Source organism: Prevotella sp. HJM029, from assembly GCF_000599605.1.
Taxonomy (GTDB): Bacteria; Bacteroidota; Bacteroidia; order Bacteroidales; family Bacteroidaceae; genus Prevotella.
The window spans coordinates 21,771-46,577 of sequence record NZ_AZHT01000001.1; the positions used below are offsets into that span (position 1 = coordinate 21,771).

Genomic DNA, 24,807 nt, shown 5'->3' on the forward strand with positions numbered 1-24,807 from the left:
ATATATCTATCACGCCAAATATTAACTATATATTCACTTGACAGAAGCAAACAGAGCTATATTCAAAGCGCTTCGCAAGCTTGCAACCATAATTCTACCATAGCATCAGAAGGCATACGCCAATCGCCACGCGGACTTAGACTAATGTAACCAACTTTTGGGCCATCGGGCATACAACTACGTTTAAATTGTTGCGTAAAAAACCTGTAATAGAAAGATTTGAGCCAGCGTTTTAGCACATTGCCCGTATAATAACCAGCAAAGGTATGCTCAGCCATCAAGAATATCTTAGCAGGAGAAAAACCAAAACGCAAAGCATAATAAAGAAAGAAATCATGAAGTTCATAAGGTCCAACCAGGTCTTCTGTGCGTTGCAGTATATGCCCTTCTGTATCAGTTGGAGTAAGTTCTGGACTTATAGGTGTTTCTATAATATCATTAAGCAAACCCGAAATCTCATTCGTTGCTTGCAGAGCCTCATGTTTCACCAAACATTGCACTAAAGTCTTAGGCACACTGGTATTCACTCCATACATACTCATCTGGTCGCCATTGTAAGTAGCCCATCCCAATGCCAATTCAGACAAGTCCCCTGTCCCAACTACAATTCCTCCCACTTGGTTACTAATATCCATGAGAATTTGTGTACGTTCGCGTGCTTGACTATTTTCATAAACAACATCATGCACCGCACTGTCATGACCGATATCCTTAAAATGCTGCATAACACTTGCCGCAATAGAGATTTCACGCAATGTGACACCCAAAGCTCGCATCAAATGAATTGCATTCTGATAAGTATGGTCAGAGGTTCCAAAACCTGGCATTGTTACCCCAATAATCCCGTGTCGACTGAGTTTTAGTTTATCAAAAGTACGCACACAAACGAGCAGTGCCAACGTCGAATCCAACCCACCACTGATACCAATAACCACTTTCTTCGCCTTAATATGATAAAGACGCTTAGCTAAACCCATGCTTTGGATGTTTAATATCTCTTCACAAGCCTCCCCCTTTCCAATACCTGTTGGTACAAAAGGAGATGAAGAGAAGATTCTCTCCAAGCGGAAGGGCTTGAAATTTTGCAATGGACAGCAAGCTATATTCTCAGTTTCATAACCTTCATTAAACTGTGCTGTAGCAAACGTTGTATTGTTACAGCGGTCGTAGCGGATACGATCGATATCAATTTGGGCTGTCACCAATTGTGGTGAGAAAGTAAATCTCTTTCCCTCATCTAAGAGGGTTCCATTTTCATAAATTAATGCATTACCGCTATAAACAACATCTTGTGTACTTTCCCCAAACCCACAACTGCTATATACATAACCACTAATAGTACGTGCACTCTGCTGTGCTAAGAGGCTCTTAAGGTAAGCATGCTTACCAACCAACTCATCGGTAGCCGAAAGATTGAATATGATATCTGCACCAGCTAATGCCAAATGATTACTGGGAGGAGTGGGAGCCCACACATCTTCACAAATCTCTATACCAAATTTCACACCCTGCGCCGTTTCAAATATTTTGGGTTGCGCAGATACTTTCACTGCAATACCTGCTAAAGAAATGGTCGTAGGGCGTAGAGCTTGTGCCGAAGTGAACCATCGTTTTTCATAAAATTCATTGTAATTGGGAAGATAGCTCTTGGGGACAACACCCAGAAGTTGGCCTTGCTGTACCACTATAGCACAGTTAAGAAGCAGATTCCCTACCATGAGTGGTGCTCCTACAATCACAATAATATCTTTTTGCTGAGTAAAATGCAGCAAATGAGTTATGGCTACATCAACAGCTTCAAGCAGTGAATACTGTCGAAAGAGATCCTGACAGGTATAACTCGTGAGTGAAAGCTCTGGGAAGACTACTATTTCGACACCTATTTCTTCAGCCTCTGTAACAAGCCTTTCTATTTGCTCGGTATTATACTGGACATCACCAATACGAACAGCTGGAATGGCTGCTGCTACTTTAATAAAACCATATTCCATAACTAATGAATGGTAATTTGTGTTGCGCCATAGCCATATTCACAAAATGACGCATCTTGATAAGTAAATTTCTTATATTGATAGTTCAAAGCATTAATGAGTGCCCGACGCAATACTCCTTCACCTTTTCCGTGAATGAAGATAATCTTCTTACCCCGATGCTTACGATAGGCTTCAAGAGTGTCTTTGAATACTTGCAACTGATAGTCTAAGATATCTTTAGAGGTCATCCCCTGAGTATTATCCAACAAAGCATCAATATGTAAATCAATTACTACAGGTTCGTCTCCTCTTTGAGCAGAATCCATTTTTGTAGGTACGACTTTCATATTGTCGTGCGGTTTGGATTGCATTTCTTTAGCCAATTGTGCAACATCTACTTGCAACACCCTTTTTGGTTCATCGTTAACAATAATGCCATAAAGTAGAGCTGGAGATTCAAAAAAATCATTAGATTGGAAAGTAGATTGCTTGTAGAACTTCACTGCCTCAAATTTAATATGGGCTGAGAACATGGGCTTCACCAAAAAGTTTTTTTCTCGTTTGTAGGCTATACCTTGAATGGCCAAATGACTTAACTCATTCAAATTAGCATAGCCAAGTGTCGTTACAAAATTCTTTGTATTGGGGGCGAGTTCACCTTGATAGACTAATGTCCAGCTATTGTTCTCTCCTATCATATAGATCAACTGCAAGAAATAGTTGCAGTCATTCACTAGGTACACATCGAACGTTGTATCTACAGGCAAAGTAGGATTTGACGGAACAAATGCCACGTAAGCTGTTAACAGATTACCTCCTTCACGTTCTTCTATTGGCGCATGGAAGGTTACTTCTCGTGTGTCGTCAAGTATATCAAAACGCTCATCGCCATCAGCCATATTGAAAGGTGTATCATCTTGCCCCTCTTTGAGCATCGACTTAATACTACGTTGATTGGTATTGATAATAGTTTCACCTTTATCCGTGATAATAGGCTTCATTGTCAATGCAGCCAGTCTGTCCGAACCATAACTATTACTTTCTATGACTACAACTTCATTCATGCGAAAGGGAATTTCAAAACCATCTTGATCTTCTACAAGTACGATGTCCTTACCAGAAAAGCCTGTAATTATTCCACCACCCTTTTCGTTTAGAAAGCGTACCTTATCTCCTTTTTTCATTCCTTATTTAAATTTTAATTTGTCATTATGCTTAAGGTATGAGCAAAGAACTATCGCCATAGCTTAAGAAACGGAAATTATGCGCCAAAGCATAATCATAGATTTTACGCCACTCTCCATGCACAAAAGCACTCACTAAGAGCAGCAAAGTGCTTTGTGGTTGATGGAAATTAGTAATCAATATTTTCACAATCTTATATTGATAACCTGGTGCTATAATGATTTGTGTGCTGCTATGCAGTGCCTCTAAGCCATTACGATTCAACCAATCCAAAACATTGTAAATAGCCTGCTCCGCTGAAATTCCGTTCACAAACATTCCATTACGTTCAGCCTCATAAGGCTCCCACTGTGTCACATGGAGCATTTCTTCTGTTGCTTCCGGATTGGAAGCTAACTTTACGCCCATGTAATAGAGGCTTTCAAGTGTACGCACACTAGTTGTACCCACAGCAATAGCCACACAATGAAAACGCAAAAGATTTTCAAGCGTGTGACGATGCACAACAATATATTCAGTATGCATTTCATGCCCATTAATACTTTCACTTTTTACTGGCTTAAACGTACCAGCCCCAACATGCAATGTCACCTCTTCTTCAACGATATCGCGCTGCTTAATAGCCTGCAACACCTCATTAGTGAAATGAAGTCCTGCCGTAGGTGCTGCGACACTCCCTTTAATCTTGCTATATATTGTCTGGTAGGAAATTTTGTCATTTTCTTCCGTTTTGCGATTTAGATAAGGGGGAATAGGAAGTTCTCCAACAGCTTCTAATATGTCCGCAAAATTGATTTGCTCATTATCCCAGCTAAAATCGACCCAATAGTTTGTCCCTTTTCCAAAGGGTTGTTCCCCATCTTCACGCCGTTCCGCAATAAGGGTAAACGTCTGCCCGCTAATTTCAAAGTTGCATTTCAGTGCTCCCCCTTTCCATTTCTTTAGATTCCCAATCATGCAAAACCATGAACAATGGCTCTTCGCTTGAAACATACGCTCATAATCCACAGGATTGGCTGGTTCCATTAAGAATACTTCTATCAGAGCTCCTGTCTCTTTTCTAAAATGCATTCGTGCCTGGATTACCCGCGTATTGTTATACACCATCAAAGAACATTGAGGTAAAAATGATGGAAGATCAAAAAAATGTGCTTCTGAGATTTCACCTTTATTGTAAACTAATAACTTACTGTGATCGCGCTGAGCTAAAGGGAATTTTGCTATACGTTCATCAGGAAGATTATACTGATAATCGCTTATTTTAATCTGTTTAGTGTCCATACCTTGTAACATCTATATTTAGAAATCAATCACCAGCGAGATAATGGTAGCTACTAAAGCTGACAGCACTAAAACGCATAATATCAAGTTGGTATCTTGCCGATTATACCCTGTCACTGTATACTGAGTTGAGACATAACTCTGGTGCGGATTCGTGCGGAAGTAGACATAATGATAAATACAATAAGCCACATAGCCACTTAAAATCCCCCATAAAGTTCCGATAATAACATCTGAAGGATAATGCATACCTAGATAGATACGAGTAAAGCCATTCATTAGTGCCCAAAAAAACAGACCTATAGTAAGACGAGTACTACGCACCAAAAAAGCAAAGAATGCCGCTATAGCACAAGTATTAGCAGCGTGAGCCGAGAAGAAGCTGTAATCATTCTTACTAATCCATATAACTGTATTAATCATGTATTTAATTGACTCGTCATTACATGGACGCAAACGGGCTATCCAAGGTTTCACCACCAAATTATCAATTCCACCAGAAAATCCCACAGCCAGCAAACATCCAAACACCACTAACACTATCTGTTGCATTGTCTCGTGGTTCTTGACTATTACATAGAACAGACAAAAATAGAGAGGAACCCACGTCCAGGCTGTAGTAAATGTAGACATAATACCTGTTAGCATGAGATTATCGTTGTTGTTTATAGTCAATAACACTTGCCGATCAATATTAAAAATAGTTGTGAGATCCCACATATATCAATTACCTTATATGTATTCGACTGTAGAACGCAATATCCAACCTTCCCGTCCATCAGGAACAACAATGCCTAACCAATGTGGAATACTATTATCTTTAATATGAACTTTGGTTCCCTCATGAATAATAAAGTCATCAGTGCCACCACGCACTGGTGTATTTTTAACACCTACTTCTGACGAAATAATAATGGCTGCGTCTTGCTTATTCAAAGAAGCTTGCTGTTGATAGGCAATTACAATACTTAGAAGAAAGAATAAAAAGCCTATAATCGCTGCAATGAATCCTATTTTCTTCCTCCATAAAGGAGTGGCAAATAAGTAAAGCAATAATCCTAAAAGTGCTACAATGAGACAATTAATACTAATTATAGCCCATCCATCTACTGATAGTAAGTTTACAACTGCATTATACCATGTAATAAAAAACATATTTTCACCATCAGCATATTTATCAATTGTCTTACTACGTGCCAACTGCAAATTAAAACGAATATCGTTATTTCCTGGGCAGAGGCGTAGTGCACGCTCATAATTCAATATAGCCTGAGTAATATTATCTGTACGATAATAAGCATTGCCTAAATTATAAAACAAGGCCACACTCTTTCTTTGATGCAATAATGCTTTATAATCTCTTATAGCTTGCTGATAATTCTGCTCTGTATAAGCTTTATCAGCATCTTGTATAGTTATTGCACGTGCAGGAGAAAATGATAGTGATTGTACTGCAATAGCTACTAAAATAACAACTAATTTAGCCGCATTTAACTTGCAATTTGCTGCACTTTTATTTATCTTAAAGGTCGACTCAATTTCCGTTATCGCTAACATAGCTGACTCTAATGTCTTACTCATGTTTCCAGTTGCATCACCTGGTGCATAACGTTCAAACTCACATTCGTCGAGTGCGCTGATAAACAAATCTATTACATGTTGGGCTACCGATTGCTGCTGAAGTCGCTCTACAATGTTATCACGTGATAATAATTCCACAGACATACTCAGTTTATCACTCACATACCCCCACAATGCACGTAACACTTCATCATAAAAATGTACTTCATCGCCGGCTTTCAACAACTGATTGGCTCTCTTTAATCGTTTTGTTGCCACTTTATTTGCTTTCTTACCCTTCAATGCCACAACATTATTCAGTGTGAGTGCTCGTCTTCTAAATACAATCAACAAAACTACAAAAAGACATAAAAGTAAACATAAGATTATTATATATTTTACAGATCCAAAGAAGACGTCACTTGAAACATAATTTAAGCCTGTTTCTTTCATCAATGGACGTATGTCATTCCCCTTTGCTGCATAATCATCTAACAAGTTTTTCCCTCTTACACCAGGAAGTACATGGATGTGTAAAGGCTGTGTCTTGATTGTATGATAGGACTGCGTCACTAAATTATAGAAGGTGAGTTCAACTGGAGGTACAATAAAATTGCCCTGATTACGTGGCACAACCAAGAAATCATACAGCATACTCCCTTGCAAACCAGTGTTTGTTAATTGCGTCTTGTCGGTAATTTTTGCATCATATTGTTCAAAATCTTTGGGAAATGCAATGGTCGGCTGCTTGATTAATTTTAGGTTTCCTCTCCCACTAACCACCACACGCAAGTTTATAGGATCGCCTACTTTCACTATCGATTTCCCTAACTGCGCAGAGAGAGAAAATGTTCCAACTCCATTAGAGAAATTCGTTGGGCGATTAGGAAGTGGTAAAACATTGATGGTGAGACTTGGTGCCTGTATGTTCTTTTTCACTTCAACATAACCTGATCCCCCATTAAAAAATGCTTCAAATGGATCGACGCTACGGTCTTGTTGCACGACTACACCTTGAAAAGTTATACTGGGAATAGTAAGTTTGCCTGTCATCTGTGGATACATCACATACTGGCTCCATGTAACACAGCGGTAAGGACGCCCATTTACACGCTCTATATGGAAGCTTTTTTGTTGAGGCAATTTTATTTCTTGTGTGTGAAAGCCTGTCAAATCAGGCATATCTCCTTTTAATTGTGTCAGTTCTACCAAAGTATAAACCTTGTAAGTAAGCAGAATAGGCTCTTGTTCATGCACCTCTCTCTTGTTTGCACTTACTCGTATAAAAAGGTCTGTCCCCGATATTTTCGTCCCCACAGAACGTACATTTGCTCCACTACTCCCAGAAGTTCCATTACCATTTCCTCCCTTTGCCTGCCCTGAGACAGACAATCTTATACTCTTAGAATAAACCTTCCGGCCACCAATCTGGGCAGAAGCTGGCGCGATAGTGTAAACACCTGCTTTGGCAATATATAACGTATAGGTATAAGTAATAGATGAAGAACTGGATGTGTGGCCGTTAACCATCTGATAGCTTGACTGTCTGGATGTATAAGGCCCTGCTATAACTTCAATTGTCGATGGCATTGTCCCAGCTCTAAAATCCTCAACATTCTGTGTATTGATGGTATAAGAGAGACGGAAATTCTCACCCGCCACAATACTTGATGGAGCTGATACTGTTATATGTTGTGCCAAGATAGATTGTACACTCGCCAAAAGGAACACCCAAATTATACTATATTTGAATAATATGCGCATCGTTCAATATTAACTTATTACCAGTTCTTTTGCAATTTTCTACTTCCTTGCTGCTGCAATGCACGTGATATACGCTGCTGCGTAGCTTTTTCATTCTGCAAAGCTGCATTCAACAGCTGTTCGGCATTATCTTTACTCAAGCTATTTGCTGACTCCTTCTGTGGTTGCTTTTCTTTCTTATCATCTTGTTTTTGCTTATCCTTATCTTTTTTATTATCTTTTTTCCCATGCTCATCTTTCTTATTATCTTGCTGCGAATTAGGCTTCTGTGGATTATTTTTCAATAACTTTTGACATAGAGCCAGATTATAGCGAGTCGCATTATTATTGGGGTTGTTACGCAAAGCCTCTTCATAAGCTTTTATCGCATCAGCATACATCTGGTGTCGCTGACAAATATATCCCATATTATGATAGCTTTTTGCTTTCCTTAGCTTACTTTTTTCAGCTTTTCCTGCACACTCAAGATAGATAGTTGCAGCAGAATCTTTCTGCTGCATCAACAACACGGTTCCTAAATTATAGAGTGCTTGGCTATTGTTACCATTTTGAACCAACGCCTTACGATATTCAATCTCAGCCTTAACATAGTTCTGCTGACGAAAATGATGATTTCCACTGCGTATTAATTGTCTGTCAGTCTGTGCATGTACACCAAACCATAACATACTTATGAGGAATAAAAAAATATTTCTTAAATAGCTCATGCTTTCTGCTTCTTAAAAAAGTTTATACTTTTAAATAAAGGATTTTTTGATTCTTGTATAAGGCTCTCTGCTATCAATAGCACCAAAAGAAGAATACCAAAAGCTTGGAACTGTTCACTATACTCACTATAAACTACACTATCGGTTGCACCTGTCTGAAGTTTTTCTAAAGCGTTATTCAGCTTCTCTTGAGCATCATTCGTATTATCAACATGAATATACATTCCATTTCCTGCAGCGGCTAATTGGCGACACATCTGCTCATTTAATGCCGACATAACCGTTTCTCCACGCTCATCCTTCAAATAGCCACCATGCCCGTCGGGAATGGGTGCTCCTTTCGCATTGCCAACACCAAGTATAAATACATTCCGACCATGTTCATGAGCTGCTTTAACTGCTTCTATAGCCCTTCCTTCATGATCTTCACCATCCGTAATAATAATAATAGCTTTCCCGATATTCTTTTGCTGAGTAAAACTTTGTTCGCTCAATTCTACAGCACGGGCTATATCAGTTCCTTGCGTAGCAATCAGAGAAGGATCAATATTCTGCAGAAACATTTTAGCTGATACATAGTCGTTTGTTATGGGAAGTTGCACAAAGGCATCACCCGCGAAAACAATTAATCCAACTTTATCATTCGTAAAATGATCAAATAAACTTTCTACCAGCAACTTACTTTTGGCTAAGCGCGAGGGAACAACATCTTCTGCACGCATCGAATTACTAATATCCATAGCAATAACAGCTTCTACCCCATTGCGCTTATCATGGGATATTTTCATCCCCGCTTGGGGACGAGCTAACATAATAATTAAAAGTGTTATAGCACCTTGTAACAGCCAGAATTTTACTATTGGCCGATATTTTGAAACATCAGGCATCATTTGCTGCAACAAGACAGGATCTCCAAAACGTGAGAACTTAGCCTTGCGTCTTCTCCACATCATAAAACGTACACAAGCCATGATGGGGATAATGAACAATAGCCATAAGTATATAGGGTCTTCAAATCTTAACATAATACCATTTTATCTAAGGGATTCTACGCAAGATGGTCGTTCTTAAAATTAACTCCAGCAAAAGCAATATCAATGCAGCCAAAGCAAAAGGTTGATAAGCTTCATACCATTTAGAAAATTTCTTAACATCCATTTTCGTTTTCTCTAACTTATCAATGTCTGTATAAATTTGTCTCAACTGCTTATTGTTGGTTGCACGATAAAAACTACCATCTGTGATCTGAGCTATCTCTCGCAGAGTCTTGCTATCTATTTCTACAGGAATATTCACATATTGTATTCCACCTGCGACAGGCATTGGATACGGCGCTACCTTATTCGTTCCAACTCCAATCGTATAAACACGAATTCCCATGCGTTTAGCTATCTCTGCACTTGTCATGGGAGAGATATCACCCATATTATTACTACCATCAGTAAGCAAAATAACGACTTTACTCTTTCCTTTCACATCTTTCAACCGGCTCACCGCATTAGCTAATCCCATACCGATTGCAGTACCATCAGCTATTAGCCCCCTCGAAGCTATATCTGTACGTACATTCTGTAACATATTAATGAGTGATGTGTGATCGGTTGTCATGGGGCATTGCGTGAAAGCTTCCCCTGCGAAGATTGTTAATCCAATGTTATCATTGGGACGATCAGCAATAAATTCAGCCGCGACCTTTTTTGCTGCCTCTAACCGATTAGGTTTTAAGTCCTCGGCGAGCATGGAAGTGGAAACATCCATAGCCAGCATAATGTTAATCCCTTCAACCTGTTTCTCTCCCCACGAATTATGTGTTTGAGGACGAGCCATGACAACAACAATCAGAAAGAAAGTGACGCAGCGCAGAAATATTGGCAAATGAATGATGCGCATTCGCCAGCTTTTGGGAGCATATTGAAAAGCATAGGTGTCACTCATACGCATGCTGGGCTCACGCTTAGCACGATAAAAGAAATACCAAACGATGTAAGGTATCAACAAAAGCAACAACAAAAAATATTCTTTACTTGCAAATTCCATCTTTTATCCTATCAATTCAATCCACTGATACACAATATAAGCGAGTAGGGCCATAAGCGCAATGCTCAAAACATAAAGTAAAACCTTTAAAGTAAAATGATTCTTACGCGTTTTCGCCTCATCTTCACTTAATTGTTCTACTACTTTTTCTACAGTTTCTTGCACATCTGTTTTGGTTTCATCAATAAATTTAGCCGCATGGAGTAAATTTAAATCGTTTTCATTAATTAGTGCACTGTATTTAGCGAATTTTACTAAGTCTGCCGTTCTAAACAGTTCTCGCAGTTCTTCTAATCCCTTTTGGTCGTTGGCTTGCTGTAGCCTTGCAATAATTTCGTTACTGGTCATCTCCATTGCATTAAAACCAAAACGTTCTTGGATATATAATCTAACAGCATCTGTAAGCTGCGTATAATAGGATTTCTGGTCTTCAGAGCTCACCAACTGCTTGGCCTTGATTTCATCTATAGCATGCAACGCCTTGCGATGAGCTGGTATACGCTTCACGATACGCACGTGGGCTATAATAGGTCTATTGCGCTTAAGACATATAAAGACATAAACGGCACCTGCACCCAACACAAGAAAGACTAAACTCAGCCAAAAGATTCCTTGCCAATCGTTCCAAGAAAAAGGATTATCTTGAACGTCTTCGGGTGGGAAAAACTTATTAGGATGCAATGTATCAACTGGAACCGTCAAAACTTTCAAAGCTAAAGCTGCGCCTTGGTAGGACTTGCCATTCACACGAACAACTAAGGGGGGCAAAGCATAAAGCCGCTCATGAAAACTCGTTAAAGTATAAACACGCTGTTCAACAGACATACCATCAACAATCGCTGGAGATTTCTTCTCAACAGAAAGAATCTCAACTCCTGGGAGAAGTTGTCCTGGAACATGTAGCTTTGGCCATTGCAGACGTGCGCCTTGGGGAGCTGTAACTTGTAAAGAAAGATGTGCCTGCTGACCAATAAGAATTGATACAGAGTCTATCTTTTGCTCTACTTGCACGCGTTGTGTCCACGCAGGCACTGCTAACAGAGCTACAATTGCAGCCAGCAACAATTTAATTATCTTCATTATATCCGTTTCTTAAAAAGTAAGAGCAACGCCTTTGTGAAATTTTCATTTGTTGCTACTGAAGTCCAATCAACTTTGCTTTTTGCAAAAGTGCGATTCAAAAGATCTTCTCGCTCTATCCAATAACGTGCATGTGCCTGCCGTAATTTAGCCGAACTTGTATCAATAATCATTTCATGCCCCGTTTCGGCATCGCGCACTTTCATTAAACCAATGTCAGGAAGCGACTTTGCTCGTGGATCGTAGACTTGAATAGCAACAACATCATGCTTTGAGTTGGCTATCTGTATGGGTTTACTAAAATCAGAACGCGAATAGAAGTCACTCAACAAAAAGGCTGTGCATCTGCGTTTCATCACCTGAGTAAGATAGGATACTGCCATGCCAATATCGGTTCGTATACCTGCAGGTTTGAAATTAAGCAATTCATGAATAATATAAAGAATGTGCTTGCGACCTTTCTTGGGCGGAATATACTTTTCAATTCTATCGGTGAAAAGGATTACGCCAATCTTATCATTGTTTTGAATGGCGCTGAAAGCCAAGGTTGACGCTATCTCGGTTACCAAATCGCGTTTGGTTTGTTGCACACTACCAAAGTCTAAAGAGCCACTCAAATCAACAAGCAACATCACAGTCAGTTCACGCTCTTCTTCGTAGACTTTTACGTAAGGACGATGAAAACGGGCCGTAACGTTCCAATCAATATCGCGCACATCGTCGCCATATTGATACTCGCGCACTTCGCTAAAGGCCATACCACGCCCTTTAAAGGCCGAATGATATTGCCCTGCAAAGATGTTTTGACTCAAGCCACGTGTCTTGATTTCAATCTTTCTTACCTTCTTTATTATCTCTGATGCTTCCATTAAGGCACCTCTACCTTATTAATAATTTTTGAAACAATCTCCTCTGAAGAGATGTTACTGGCCTCTGCTTCATAAGAAAGACCTATGCGATGGCGCATGACATCATGTGCAACTGCGCGCACGTCTTCGGGGATAACATAGCCACGATGCTTGATAAAGGCATAAGCACGACTGGCCTTTGCTAAATTAATGCTGGCACGTGGACTTCCACCATAGGTAATCATATCTTTCAACTCTCCCAGTCCATAACGCTCAGGATAACGGCTGGCAAAGACGATATCGGCAATATATTGTGCAATTTTATCGTCGATATAAACCTGATTAACGATTTCTCGCGCCTTTAAAATCTCATCGGCAGAAATCACTGCAGACACGGTTGGAAATGTGCCTGCTATATTCTCACGAATAATGAGTTTTTCTTCCTCCAACGTGGGGTAGTCAATCACCACTTTCAACATAAAGCGATCTACCTGTGCTTCGGGCAATTGATAAGTTCCCTCCTGCTCTATAGGGTTTTGTGTAGCCAACACCAAGAAAGGTTTTGGAAGCGGGAATGTTGATTCGCCAATAGTCACTTGATGCTCTTGCATGGCCTCTAAAAGCGCGCTCTGCACCTTAGCTGGAGCACGATTAATTTCATCGGCAAGGACAAAGTGTGCAAAAACAGGTCCTTTTTTGACATGAAAACGCTCATCCTTTTGCGAATAAATCTGCGTTCCTATCACATCGGCAGGCAACAAATCGGGCGTAAATTGAATGCGACTAAAATCTGCATCTATCAGCTGAGCCAATGTTTTTATGGCTAAAGTTTTAGCCAAACCAGGCACACCTTCTAAAAGAATATGTCCATCACTAAGTAAAGAAATCAACAACGACTCCACCAAATGCTTTTGTCCCACAATCACTTTGTCCATGCCTGAAACAAGGTTGGTTACAAAACCACTTTGTTGCTCAATCATAATATTGAGGGCGCGAATATCTATTACTTCTGCCATAATATGAATTTTATTGATATTTTTTATGTGTGGCAAAATTACAACAAATCACAAAGGTGAAGGGCATCTACACGCCTAAATAATATTAAAAAGCCTATGAATTGAATTAATTTAAGACCTTTCATTATGAGTGGTTCCTGCATGCTAAAAAGCACACGAGATACGAGTGTTTCTCTATCATTTTTGAGAAAAGCAAGCGAGATACGAGTGTTTCTCTATCATTTTTGAGAAAAACAAGCGAGATACGAGTGTTTCTCTATCGTTTTTGAGAAAAGCACACGAGATACGAGTGTTTCTCAATCGTTTTTGAGAAAAGCAAGCGAGATACGGGTGTTTCTCAATCGTTTTTGAGAAAAACAAGCGAGATACGGGTGTTTCTCAACCGTTTTTGAGAAAAACACATGAGATGCCGGGGGTGTTTCGCTTGCTTTTGAGAAAAACACATGAGATGCCGGGGGTGTTTCGCTTGTTTTTGAGAAAAACACATGAGATGCCGGGGGTGTTTCGCTTGCTTTTGAGAAAAACACATGAGATGCCCGAGGTGTTTCGCTTGTTTTTGAGAAAAATAGGGCAAAGTACCCCTCCTTATAAAACCCTACTCATCGCAAAAGTGTTATTTTTCCCACTAACTGAAACATTTAACATGTGCGAAGAACCACATTTTATATATTTTAATTATATTTGCACCATCTTAGTTCAAATCGGGGGTCACCCCACAACCTATTCTTAAAATTTCAGTTAAAACTATGCAAAAGAAATTGCATTTCCTATTGAGCCTGATGCTGTTGTGCGCAACGACAGTCATGGCACAAGTTACCACCTCTTCCATGAGCGGTAAGGTTACACTACAAGGTACAAACGAGGAGATTGTTGGTGCAACCATACAAGCCACTCACGAACCTTCTGGCACACGTTATGCTACCGTGACAAATGCTGATGGTCGTTTCAACATTCAGGGCATGCGCACTGGCGGTCCCTATAAGGTAACCGTCAGTTACATTGGCTATCAGTCGAAAACCTATAAAGGTATTCAACTGCAACTGGGCGAAGCCTATAACCTCAATGCCCAGCTATCTGAAGATGCTACGGTATTGGGCGAAGTAGTAGTGAGTGCAACTGCTTCAAAATTCGCAGCCGAGAAGACTGGTGCTTCGACCAACATCAACAACAGTCAGATTGTGAATCTGCCCACCGTAAACCGCAGCATCACCGATGTAACACGTCTCTCACCCTATGGCGGCAACGGAATGTCTTTTGCAGGTTCGGATGGCCGAACAGCTAACTTCACAGTGGATGGTGCAAACTTCAATAACAATTTTGGGTTAAGCTCTAAACTGCCTGGCGGTGGCAACCCAATATCTATCGATGCTATCGATGAACTACAGGTTGTCGTTTCACCATTTGATGTACGCCAAACTAATTTTATTGGCGGAGGAGTTAACGCCATCACTAAATCTGGAACAAATACTTTTAAAGGAAGTGCTTATATTTACCATCGCAATGAGAACCTGCGCGGTGACGCGGTTGACAAGCTGGCAATTGATGGCGCACGCAACACAGATAGAAGCACAACATATGGTTTCACTCTTGGCGGGCCAATCATTAAAAATAAACTTTTCTTCTTTGTAAATGGTGAAACCATTCAAACGCCAACCATCGCTAACCGCTGGAGAGCCTCTTCTGATGGTGTTGCCAATCCGAATAACTACATCTCACGTACAACCATTGCCGACATGGAACGCGTTTCTCAATTCGTGGCTACACATTATGGTTACGACACGGGTTCCTACACGAATTTCCCTGCCGACGAAACAAACTATAAGATTTTGGCACGCTTAGATTGGAACATCAACAACATGCACCATTTAGCGTTGCGCTATAACTACACCAAGAACCGCGGTTGGAATGCACCCAACATGTCGTCTATGGATGGTGGCCCTTCATCTGCTTTTGCACGTACATCCGACCACGCAATGGCCTTTGCAAATTCGATGTATGCCGTAGACAATCTTGTTCACTCATTCACTTTCGACCTGAATAGCCGAATTAGTGAGAAACTCTCTAATCAATTTTTGGCTACCTATTCAAAACTTGATGACCAGCGCTTCACCAATTCTTCAGAATTCCCCTTTATCGACATTTTAGACGGGACTGGTACAACCAGTAATTATATGTCACTCGGTGAAGAACTTTTCACCCACAACAATGCTGTACACAACAAGATTTGGAACATCAAAGATGATGTGACCTACTTCACTGGCAACCATAAAATCACAGCTGGCATGAAGTTCGAACATCAAATGGCCGACAACTCTTATATGCGCAACGGAACTGGCTATTATCGCTATGCCAGTGTCAACGATTTCTTAACAGGTGCCGCACCTGAAATTGTTTGCCTTACTTATGGTTACAATGGCGAAAAGAATCCCATCTCACGCGTACAATTTAATACTTTTGGAATTTATGGGCAAGATGAATGGCAAGTAAATAATAAGTTGAAACTCACTTATGGCGTACGCTTCGATGGTTTATTCTTCAATAATAATGATTTGATGCGCAACAATGCTATCTACAATCTCGACTATAACGGACGCCACATTGACACAGGAAAATGGCCCTCTTCAAGTCTTACGGTTTCTCCACGCATAGGATTCACCTACGATGTCTTGGGCAATAAAACACTCAAAGTACGTGGTGGCACAGGCTTCTTCTCTGGCCGACTGCCCTTGGTATTCTTCACCAATATGCCAACCAACAGTGGAATGGTACAATATCAAGCACAACTAAATGCGCGCAATGGTAGCCGGCTCGGCTATGCGATGAGCAACTTCGCAGGAGGCTTAGTAACAGATGCCAACGGAAAAGCTACTATCGAAGCACTCTATAATAAGATTACCAACATGACAAATGCCAGTGGTAATAAGATCTTTCCATCGACAATCTCACCAGAGACGGGATCTGTACCCTCACAAATCGCAGCTGTTTCGCCAAAATTCAAAATGCCACAAGTTTGGAAAACGTCTTTAGCTGTAGATTATCAAATTCCAGTATCGTTCCCCTTCTCCGTAACAGCTGAGGGTATTTACAATAAAACCATCAATGCAGTAAAGATTTCGGATTGGAGTGTACCTAATGTTGGTGGTTTCGCCCGTTTTAATGGCGTAGACAATCGCCCGATTTATGCTGCTTCTGCATCAACTAATCCCAGCGCTTTCGTACTCGAGAACACCAGCAAAGGTTATGGCTGGTCGCTTAACTTGTCACTCAACGCACAGCCTGCAGAATGGGTGAGCCTCATGGCAGCCTATACTCACACCGTTTCAAAAGAAATCACTGGCATGCCTGGTTCGAATGCGAAATCAGCTTTCACCTACATCCCAACGGTAGAAGGTGCGAATTACATCAAGCTCCACAATTCACAATATGTTACTCCAGATCGCTTCGTTGCTTCAGCTTCTATGCACGATAAGAGTGGAAATCATTATAGCCTCATTTATGAGACCTGGCGTGGAGGCTACAATTACGGCTATATGACAACCAATGATGTTAATGGAGATGGCTATCTCTACGATGCTATTTACATTCCCACAGATGCACAGGTTGCCAATGGCGAATTCCGCTTCAGAACTAATGACGACCGCGACCGCTTTATGGATTTCGTACACGCAAACAAATCACTCAAAAATCATCAAGGCGAATATGCTGAGCCTTATAGCGTTTATACTCCATGGGTTCATCGCATTGATTTTAGCTACAAACACGATTTCAAGCTTAATTTTGGGAATACTAAGCACACCTTGCAACTAAGCTTCGACATCAAAAACCTCATGAACCTCTTCAATTCAAGTTGGGGTGTGATGAAGTATCTCAATCCTAAAATTGGACAAGAACTTAGAGTTATGAAATATGAAGGTGCTGATGCCAACGGCTATGCTACCTGGTCGACTCCAAGCTCTATCAATGGCTCAACCCAATTGTTTGTACCACAGCACACCATTGGTCAATGTTGGAATGCATCAATTGGTATCAAATATATCTTCAACTAAATGAAAAAAGAAAAATGAAAAGAATAACAAAAATTGTCACTACCCTGTGTGCAACAACTTTGCTCTTCACGGCTTGTAGCAAAGACGACTCCATCACACAACTCGATGGTTTGCATGTATCCACATCATACGTTTCTATCGCTGAATCGGGAGCAACCTCAAAAATAACCCTCAACACCTCAAGCGACTGGAAGATTGAAAAGGTTACTACCAAAACAAACAAAGTTGAATGGCTTACCATTTCACCTACAGAAGGCCATGCTGGACAAACAGAAATCTCATTCACTGCTCCAGCATCTCTTGATGGACGCACTGCTGAAGTGCTCATCACAGCTAATGGGGAGATCCAGCACATCAACATTGTTCAAGGTCTGCCAACTATCACGAAAGCAACTTGTGCTGCAGTCCTTGCGGGTGTCGACAACAAGAGCTATCGTGTGACAGGTGTCTGCACTTCCATCAACAACACCAACTATGGCAACTTCTATCTCAACGATGGAACTGCTTCACTATATGTTTATGGAACTAAAGATGCTGGTGGAAACTATGCTTGGAAATCATTTGGTATTGAAGTGGGCGACGAGGTAACTATCGAAGGACCACGCTCCACCTACAATGGTGTGGGACAGCTCAAAGATGCTACTTTTATCAGTGTGAAGAAGTCGCTCATCAAAGTTGATGCCGTTGAGAACGACTCACTCCCTGTAACTGGAGGCACTTTCACTGCTCATTTGGTCTGCAAAGGACAAGGAGTTTCTGTCGATATCCCCAACGATGCTAAAAGCTGGCTTGCTATCAGTGGCATACAGACGACAGGTACCACTACAACTGTGCAATTTACTGCGCAACCAAACACAGGTGGTGATCGCGAAACAACCATCGAATTCCGCACCACAGAAGGTGGCAAGACCTATACATCGCAGACAAAATTAGTACAAGTAGGCGCCATCGTTGCTGCCCCTATCAATGAGTTTAAACAAGCTGCAGTAAGCACTACGCAATATCGCATCTCGGGCATTGTTACCAACGTCAAAAATGCTGCCCAGGGCAACTTCACACTCAAAGATTACTCAGGAGATGTTTTTGTTTACAAAGCAAAAGATTTCCAAACTAATGGAATTAAAGTGGGCGATATCGTTACCCTCGTGGGTGAACGTGGTGAATATAATGCTACACCACAAATGGTGAAAGCCAGCATCGAAGACCATAAAAAGGTGGAGCAAATATCGATTGCCGACTTCCGCACAAAGCCTGATAGTAAGGATACCTACTATATGATTAAAGGTAGCGTGGCACAATCCACAGAAGCTAACACCAAGTTTGACCTCACCAAATATGGCAACTTTGCACTTACCGATGCCACAGGAAACGTTTATGTGTATGGCGTTATTAATGGCTGGGGAGGCAAGAAAGGAGAATTTGGAACACTCCATGTGGCTACTGGCGATCAACTCACACTCATTGCATCGAAGACCTCCTATAAAGGACTCGTTGAGGCCATTGCCATCTTTTACTCGAAATAAATCATTCACCCTAACTTTATAACTCTCTCTTCATGATGGAGGCATGCTATCAAAGGCATGCCTCCTGATTTTTTGCGCAAAGCAAATCTGGACAGGCACGGCTATAATGCAATAAGGCGAACTCGCCCATCGTTTTCATCCGTTTTCATCAAAAACAAGCGAAACCGACCACCGTTCTCATCCGTTTTCACCAAAAATAAGCGAAACCGACCATCGTTCTCATCTGTTTTCATCAAAAACAAGCGAAACCGACCATCGTTCTCATCTGTTTTCATCAAAAACAAGCGAAACCATACTCCGTTCTCATCCATTTTTGACAAAAACAGACATCCCAAGGGGTTGGAAAAGCTATTCATAAGAAAAACAATGTGTTGCCCACGGACAAAGCATACATCCAACCCTTTTTTAAGGTATAGCATACCTCACCCCGCATTTTTTTATTATCTTTGTTCCCACAAATTCAAATATATATAAGATATTATGGTGATTGATTTCGATAAAATAACGATGCAGACCATCAATGGCTTCAAAGGTGGACAAGGAGAACTCGACATGGCTGGATTCGGCGACGACAAGGTGAAAATCATGCGCAACGTGCTCAAGCCACAAGCTTCGGCAGGCAGACATCTACACAGCAGTAATAGCGAGATAATCTATGTACTTCAAGGTGAGCTCACAATCACTTGCGATGGAGAGAGAGAAATCGTTCGCGCGGGGCAACTGCACTACTGCCCCATGGGGCATCAACACAGTTACACAAATCTCAGCACCGAGGATGTTGTATTCTTAGGCATAGTTCCAGAACATCATGCGTAACGTCACACATAATTCATGCAACACGGGTATTGTTATTGGTATCGACGTGGGCATAAGCACCACAAAAATTGTAGGTGTAGACGTACAAGGAGCAGTGCTCAATCCGTTTAGAATTAGAGCCACTGACCCCATCACATCGCTTTACGGCGCATTCGGAAAATATTTGCATGACAATGGCATTCAGCTTAGCGACGTAGCACAAGTGATGCTTACTGGTGTTGGGGCTGCCTATATTGATGAAGACATTTATGGTCTACCCACAGCCAAAGCACAGGAGTTTATCGCTGATGGGTTGGGAGCACGTTATGAAAGTGGATTGGAAAAGATGATTGTTGTGAGCATGGGCACGGGTACGAGTCTTGTGAAATGTGATGGCAACGATATTCGTCATATAGGTGGAACAGGTATTGGAGGCGGCACTTTGCAGGGGTTAAGCCGCATTATGCTCAAAACCGACGATATCAAACAGGTAGCAGAATTGGCAAAGGGTGGAGATATTTCAAAAATCAATCTGCTTATCGGCGATATCAGTGCTCATCCACTTCCTGGTCTTCCCATGAGCGCCACGGCAAGCCTTTTTAGTAATGCCAAGACCAATGCATCGCGCGAGGATATCGCTATTGGGCTCATCTACATGGTGCTCCAGGCTGTAGGATCGAGCACCATCTTGAGCAGTTTAGAAAGCGGTATCAAAGATTTCGTGCTCATTGGCAACCTCACGCTACTTCCCCAATGCCGTGAGGTTTATGATGCCATGGAACAGCTCTACGATGTACGTTTTCGCATTCCAACACATAGTGAATTCTGCACTGCTATTGGTGCCGCACTGAGCTATCGCAACAATCGTTTTCCTTCATGTAAACCCTCAGTACAGATTGAGCGCAATGATTAAAAAATTTTGGTGTACCTTCGTTATAAGTATTCTTGTTGGGCTTTCTATTCAAGCACAACCCAAACACGAAGTACGTGCCGTATGGCTCACTACTATCGGTGGATTAGACTGGCCGCACAACTATGCACAGAGCGAACGATCGAGAGCAAAGCAACAAGCCGAACTTCAAGCTACACTCGATCAACTACAAGCTGCTGGTGTCAACACCATTTTGCTTCAGACGCGCATCCGAGGAACTGTGATTTATCCTTCGGACTATGAGCCTTGGGATGGTTGTCTCAGTGGTATTCCAGACACATCACCTGGTTATGATGCCTTGCAATTTGCCATTGATGAGTGTCACAAACGTGGCATGGCAGTGCAGGCATGGCTCGTGTCGATTCCTGTAGGGAAATGGAATGGATTGGGATGCAAACGACTACGCCAACGTTATCCACAACTCATTGTGAAGATTGGCGACGAGGGTTATATGAATCCCGAAAAGCCACAAACGGCCAGCCATATTGCCAAGTTGTGCCAAGAAATCGTCAGCAAATATGATATCGATGGCATTCATTTAGACTATATTCGTTATCCTGAAGCTTGGAACATCAAGGTGCGAGCAGAACAAGGTCGCACGTTCATCACGAACATCGTCACAGCCGCATCCAACGCTGTAAAAGCAATCAAGCCATGGGTGCGCATGAGTTGTTCGCCAATTGGCAAGGCTAACGATTTGCCCCGCTATTGGAGTCATGGTTGGAATGCCTACACACGCGTATTGCAGAATGCGCAACAATGGCTCGCCGACGGACTTATGGACGAACTCTATCCCATGATGTATTTCAAAGGCAACCATTTTTATCCCTTTGCCCTCGACTGGCAAGAACAGGCGCAAGGCAAGATTGTTGTGCCAGGCTTGGGCATCTACATGATGGTACCGCAGGAGAAAAATTGGCCTTTAATTGACATCACCCGCGAGATGCTGGTGGCACGCCACATCGGTATGGGGCATGCCTACTTCCGCAGCAAGTTTTTCACCGACAATACTAAGGGCATCTACACCGCTACTGCCGACGACATCGATGCAACACCTGCCCTACTACCTGCGTTAACATGGTATTCACAGCAACAGCCTGCCTCCCCAACAGACGTGCACACAACGGCCACGCAAATCACATGGCAGACACAACCAAACTGCACCTATAATCTATATAGTAGCGAGCAATGGCCTGTCGACACTGAGAAGGCCGAAAACCTGATGCTCGTGCGTCACGCAAGTGCGCAACTCAATATTCCTGCAGGCAACCAACGCTACTACGCCCTCACGGCAATGGATCGATATGGCAACGAGAGCCTACCCACACAATGTAGTACAAAGAGAACCTCACCAGCCAACGATGCATTGTTGTGCACAGGCAACACGCTGCGCATACCCGACACTTATGATGAGAAAGAAGGCCTGCTCACACTCTCAGCCCTTGACGGCACGTTGCTTCAAACACTCAGCGTGCGCAACAATGTCATCAACATGCAAGGCATCGCCGACGGCATCTATCAGCTGCGTACCCTTAATGCAGCCGACGTGAGCCACCACATAGCCTTCGTCATCGTGAAAAGATTCTAAGCTTTTGTTTGCAGTTTCCGCGAAAAAACTTACCTTTGCATACAACAAAATCGACAACAATTTTAAACAAGAAAGATATAGGGGTTGTGCCGATTCGATTGGGATACTCATCAAATAATATTGAAAACCGAGCACGTTTTGCTTGCTAATGGCGGGCCACATAAAGCTTCTTTGAAGTGAAGTCTCTCGCAGACCGGTGGATTACAAAGGCGGTAAACACTCAAATAATGATTTACTCGGAGTTTCATCACATCATCGGGCAACCCCTTTTTTCTTTTTTAAATCCTCAAAATAAAACAACAATGTTTAGCGGAATCATCGAAGAAATGGCTACCGTCGTAGCCATAGAGCAAGAACAAGACAATATGCACTTCACGCTGCGCTGCTCGTTTGCGCAAGACTTGAAAATCGACCAAAGCGTGGCACACAACGGCGTTTGCTTAACTGTGGTTCGTATCAGCGGCGACACCTACACCGTGACAGCCATGAAAGAAACGCTGATTCGTTCAAATTTGCAGCAACTCAACGTTGGAGACAAAGTGAATATCGAACGCTCGATGCTGATGAACGGCCGATTGGATGGGCACATTGTGCAGGGACATGTTGACGAAACCGCCACCTGCATTGCCGTGCACGATGCCAATGGCAGTACCTACTACACCTTTGAGTATGCAGCAAACAGGGAGCTGGCACAGCGGGGCTATTTCACCGTCGACAAAGGTTCGGTTACGGTAAACGGCGTTTCGCTCACCGTATGCGAACCCACGGCCAACACATTCACCGTGGCCATCATTCCTTACACCAAGGAGCACACAAACTTCTGCGACATGCACAAAGGCAGCCTGGTGAATATCGAGTTCGATATCCTCGGCAAATACATTGCGCGCCTGCAAAGTCTTTCTGCACAATAATAAAATACGCAAGCAAAATAAAAACCTGTTACCAACCATAACAATAACTAACGAAAGGACAATAAATCTGATGAAAACAAAATGGAAACTATTGTGCGTATTTTGCACCTTACTTGCTGTCACTCTACCGACAGATGCTCGAATATGGTCTCTGCAAGCCTGCATCGATTATGCATTGCAAAACAACATCAACATGCTGAAAACGCAGCTCAACGTTAAAAACGCGCACGAAAACATCAAAGAGAGTCAGGCTGCACTGTTGCCTTCATTGAGCTTCAACACCTCGCACAACGTCTCCTACACGCCATGGCCCGAAGTAGGCAGCTATATGGTAGCAGGAAGCCGCGTGCAAACCAGCGTCGACAAGACATTCTACAACGGCAGCTATGGTGTGAGCGCCAATCTGATGCTTTGGAACGGTAACCGCAACCGCAACCAAATCAAACTCAACCAATATGCCGAGAAGCAAGCCAAACTCGACTCGGCCACCACGGCCAACGCGCTCATCGAGCAAATTGCACAACTCTATGTGCAAATCCTCTACTCCACCGAGGCCATCAAAGTGAATCAAGAGAGCCTCGCCACAAGCACCAAAAACGAAGATAGAGGGCAAGAGATGGTCAATGTGGGAAAAATGAGCAAAGCCAATTTGGCGCAACTCACGGCACAACGCGCACAGGATGAATATGCCGTGGTGCAAGCCGAGAGTGCATTGAAAGACTATAAACGCCAGCTCAAACAGCTGTTGCAACTCACCAACAACGAGCCATTCGAAGTCGTCACCCCCCAAACCACCGACGACATGGCGCTGGCACTCATCCCTCAACTCAACAACGTCTATCAGCAGGCTGTAGCCCATCGTCCCGAGATTAAGAACGCCGAATTGGGCATTGAGAGTAGCAACATGAGCATCAAGATAGCCAAAGCCATGCGGCAGCCCACCATTAGTTTGAATGCCGGAGCCAATGCCAACACCACTACGATGAGCCACAAAGCCTGGGGAACGCAGCTCAAAAACAACTTTGGCCTCGGCGCCGGTGTAAGCATCAGCGTGCCGCTGTTTGACAATCGCCAAACGACCACCGCCGTCAACAAAGCCCGATTGCAGCAACTCAACTATCAGCTCGAGCTCAAAGACAAGCAAACGGCGCTCTACGCAACGATAGAAAACTATTGGTTGCAGGCCAACAACAACCAAAATATGTTCAAAGCAGCACAGGTCACCACGCAGAGCGCAAAGACAAGCTATGCCCTACTGAACGAACAATTCAGTTTGGGGCTAAAAAATATCGTGGATCTCATGACGGGCAAAGACAATCTACTCAAAGCACAGCAAAACGAATTACAGAGCAAATATTTAGCCATTCTCAACATCAAACTGCTGCAATTCTATCAAGAAGGCACTCTCAAATAATCTTTTTTATGCAAAGATATATCAGTACTCTACTTACACTAATACTTTCATCCTGTAAAACGGATTAGATACACTGTGCCTACCCGGAAATGGATTAGATGCGCTGAAACTAATGCGTTTATCCTACTCCCTACGAAGCTTTCGTTCA

19 protein-coding genes are annotated in these 24,807 nt (G+C 42.3%); 7 read left to right on the top strand and 12 right to left on the bottom strand.

The window, feature by feature from the left end; all coding sequences use genetic code 11:
* Window positions 1-62 precede the first annotated feature (62 nt).
* The 11 genes from X919_RS0100120 to X919_RS0100170 all read right to left on the bottom strand — a co-directional run bounded on the left by X919_RS0100120 (window position 63) and on the right by X919_RS0100170 (window position 13,451).
* The gene (locus tag X919_RS0100120; RefSeq protein ID WP_028898512.1) at window positions 63-1,991 is read right to left on the bottom strand and encodes an NAD(+) synthase; all 1,929 of its coding nucleotides are present in this window, start codon (window positions 1,989-1,991) and stop codon (window positions 63-65) included.
* Between the two features lie 2 nt (window positions 1,992-1,993).
* Window positions 1,994-3,157: a DUF2027 domain-containing protein gene (locus X919_RS0100125; RefSeq protein WP_028898513.1), complete on the bottom strand. Its 1,164-nt coding sequence runs from the start codon at window positions 3,155-3,157 to the stop codon at window positions 1,994-1,996.
* Window positions 3,158-3,188: 31 nt separating this feature from the next.
* Window positions 3,189-4,439 carry an S-adenosylmethionine:tRNA ribosyltransferase-isomerase gene (locus X919_RS0100130; RefSeq protein ID WP_028898514.1) on the bottom strand — a complete coding sequence of 417 codons (1,251 nt, stop codon included), beginning with the start codon at window positions 4,437-4,439 and terminating at the stop codon, window positions 3,189-3,191.
* Window positions 4,440-4,457: 18 nt separating this feature from the next.
* Window positions 4,458-4,991: a phosphatase PAP2 family protein gene (locus X919_RS0100135; RefSeq protein ID WP_253270054.1), complete on the bottom strand. Its 534-nt coding sequence runs from the start codon at window positions 4,989-4,991 to the stop codon at window positions 4,458-4,460.
* A gap of 180 nt (window positions 4,992-5,171) precedes the next feature.
* Window positions 5,172-7,763, bottom strand: a complete 2,592-nt coding sequence (locus tag X919_RS0100140; protein ID WP_028898516.1) for a BatD family protein — start codon at window positions 7,761-7,763, stop codon at window positions 5,172-5,174.
* 17 nt (window positions 7,764-7,780) lie between these two features.
* Window positions 7,781-8,470, bottom strand: coding sequence for a tetratricopeptide repeat protein (locus X919_RS0100145; protein WP_028898517.1), 690 nt, complete (start codon window positions 8,468-8,470; stop codon window positions 7,781-7,783).
* Window positions 8,467-9,495: a VWA domain-containing protein gene (locus X919_RS0100150; protein ID WP_028898518.1), complete on the bottom strand. Its 1,029-nt coding sequence runs from the start codon at window positions 9,493-9,495 to the stop codon at window positions 8,467-8,469. Before X919_RS0100150 ends, X919_RS0100145 begins: the two co-directional genes overlap by 4 nt.
* A gap of 13 nt (window positions 9,496-9,508) precedes the next feature.
* Window positions 9,509-10,507 (bottom strand): vWA domain-containing protein, encoded by a 999-nt coding sequence (locus X919_RS0100155; protein ID WP_028898519.1) that lies wholly within the window; start codon window positions 10,505-10,507, stop codon window positions 9,509-9,511.
* Window positions 10,508-10,510: 3 nt separating this feature from the next.
* Window positions 10,511-11,587 carry a hypothetical protein gene (locus X919_RS0100160; protein ID WP_028898520.1) on the bottom strand — a complete coding sequence of 359 codons (1,077 nt, stop codon included), beginning with the start codon at window positions 11,585-11,587 and terminating at the stop codon, window positions 10,511-10,513.
* Window positions 11,587-12,456 carry a DUF58 domain-containing protein gene (locus X919_RS0100165; RefSeq protein WP_028898521.1) on the bottom strand — a complete coding sequence of 290 codons (870 nt, stop codon included), beginning with the start codon at window positions 12,454-12,456 and terminating at the stop codon, window positions 11,587-11,589. Before X919_RS0100165 ends, X919_RS0100160 begins: the two co-directional genes overlap by 1 nt.
* Window positions 12,456-13,451: an AAA family ATPase gene (locus X919_RS0100170; RefSeq protein WP_028898522.1), complete on the bottom strand. Its 996-nt coding sequence runs from the start codon at window positions 13,449-13,451 to the stop codon at window positions 12,456-12,458. The genes X919_RS0100165 and X919_RS0100170 overlap by 1 nt, the downstream gene beginning before the upstream one ends.
* 746 nt (window positions 13,452-14,197) lie before the next feature.
* On the opposite strand from X919_RS0100170, the gene X919_RS0100180 reads away from it, so the two are divergent.
* Both X919_RS0100180 and X919_RS0100185 read left to right on the top strand, forming a co-directional pair.
* Window positions 14,198-17,497, top strand: coding sequence for a TonB-dependent receptor (locus tag X919_RS0100180; protein ID WP_028898524.1), 3,300 nt, complete (start codon window positions 14,198-14,200; stop codon window positions 17,495-17,497).
* Window positions 17,498-17,511: 14 nt separating this feature from the next.
* Window positions 17,512-19,020, top strand: coding sequence for a BACON domain-containing protein (locus tag X919_RS0100185; RefSeq protein ID WP_028898525.1), 1,509 nt, complete (start codon window positions 17,512-17,514; stop codon window positions 19,018-19,020).
* A gap of 101 nt (window positions 19,021-19,121) precedes the next feature.
* Here the strand turns inward: X919_RS0100185 and X919_RS0100190 are convergent, their stop codons facing one another.
* Window positions 19,122-19,331 (bottom strand): hypothetical protein, encoded by a 210-nt coding sequence (locus X919_RS0100190; protein ID WP_028898526.1) that lies wholly within the window; start codon window positions 19,329-19,331, stop codon window positions 19,122-19,124.
* 169 nt (window positions 19,332-19,500) lie between these two features.
* Here X919_RS0100190 and X919_RS0100195 point away from each other — a divergent pair, with 169 nt between their 5' ends.
* From X919_RS0100195 to X919_RS0100215, 5 genes are all read left to right on the top strand, one after another.
* Window positions 19,501-19,836, top strand: a complete 336-nt coding sequence (locus X919_RS0100195; RefSeq protein WP_028898527.1) for a cupin domain-containing protein — start codon at window positions 19,501-19,503, stop codon at window positions 19,834-19,836.
* Window positions 19,829-20,728, top strand: coding sequence for a type II pantothenate kinase (gene coaW, locus X919_RS14470; protein ID WP_051502345.1), 900 nt, complete (start codon window positions 19,829-19,831; stop codon window positions 20,726-20,728). Before X919_RS0100195 ends, coaW begins: the two co-directional genes overlap by 8 nt.
* Window positions 20,721-22,334: a glycoside hydrolase family 10-like protein gene (locus tag X919_RS0100205; RefSeq protein ID WP_028898528.1), complete on the top strand. Its 1,614-nt coding sequence runs from the start codon at window positions 20,721-20,723 to the stop codon at window positions 22,332-22,334. Before coaW ends, X919_RS0100205 begins: the two co-directional genes overlap by 8 nt.
* Window positions 22,335-22,636: 302 nt before the next feature.
* Complete coding sequence (locus X919_RS0100210; protein ID WP_028898529.1) at window positions 22,637-23,245, top strand: riboflavin synthase; 609 nt, start codon at window positions 22,637-22,639, stop codon at window positions 23,243-23,245.
* Window positions 23,246-23,315: 70 nt separating this feature from the next.
* Window positions 23,316-24,659, top strand: a complete 1,344-nt coding sequence (locus X919_RS0100215; RefSeq protein WP_028898530.1) for a TolC family protein — start codon at window positions 23,316-23,318, stop codon at window positions 24,657-24,659.
* The last annotated feature ends 148 nt before the right edge of the window (window positions 24,660-24,807 follow it).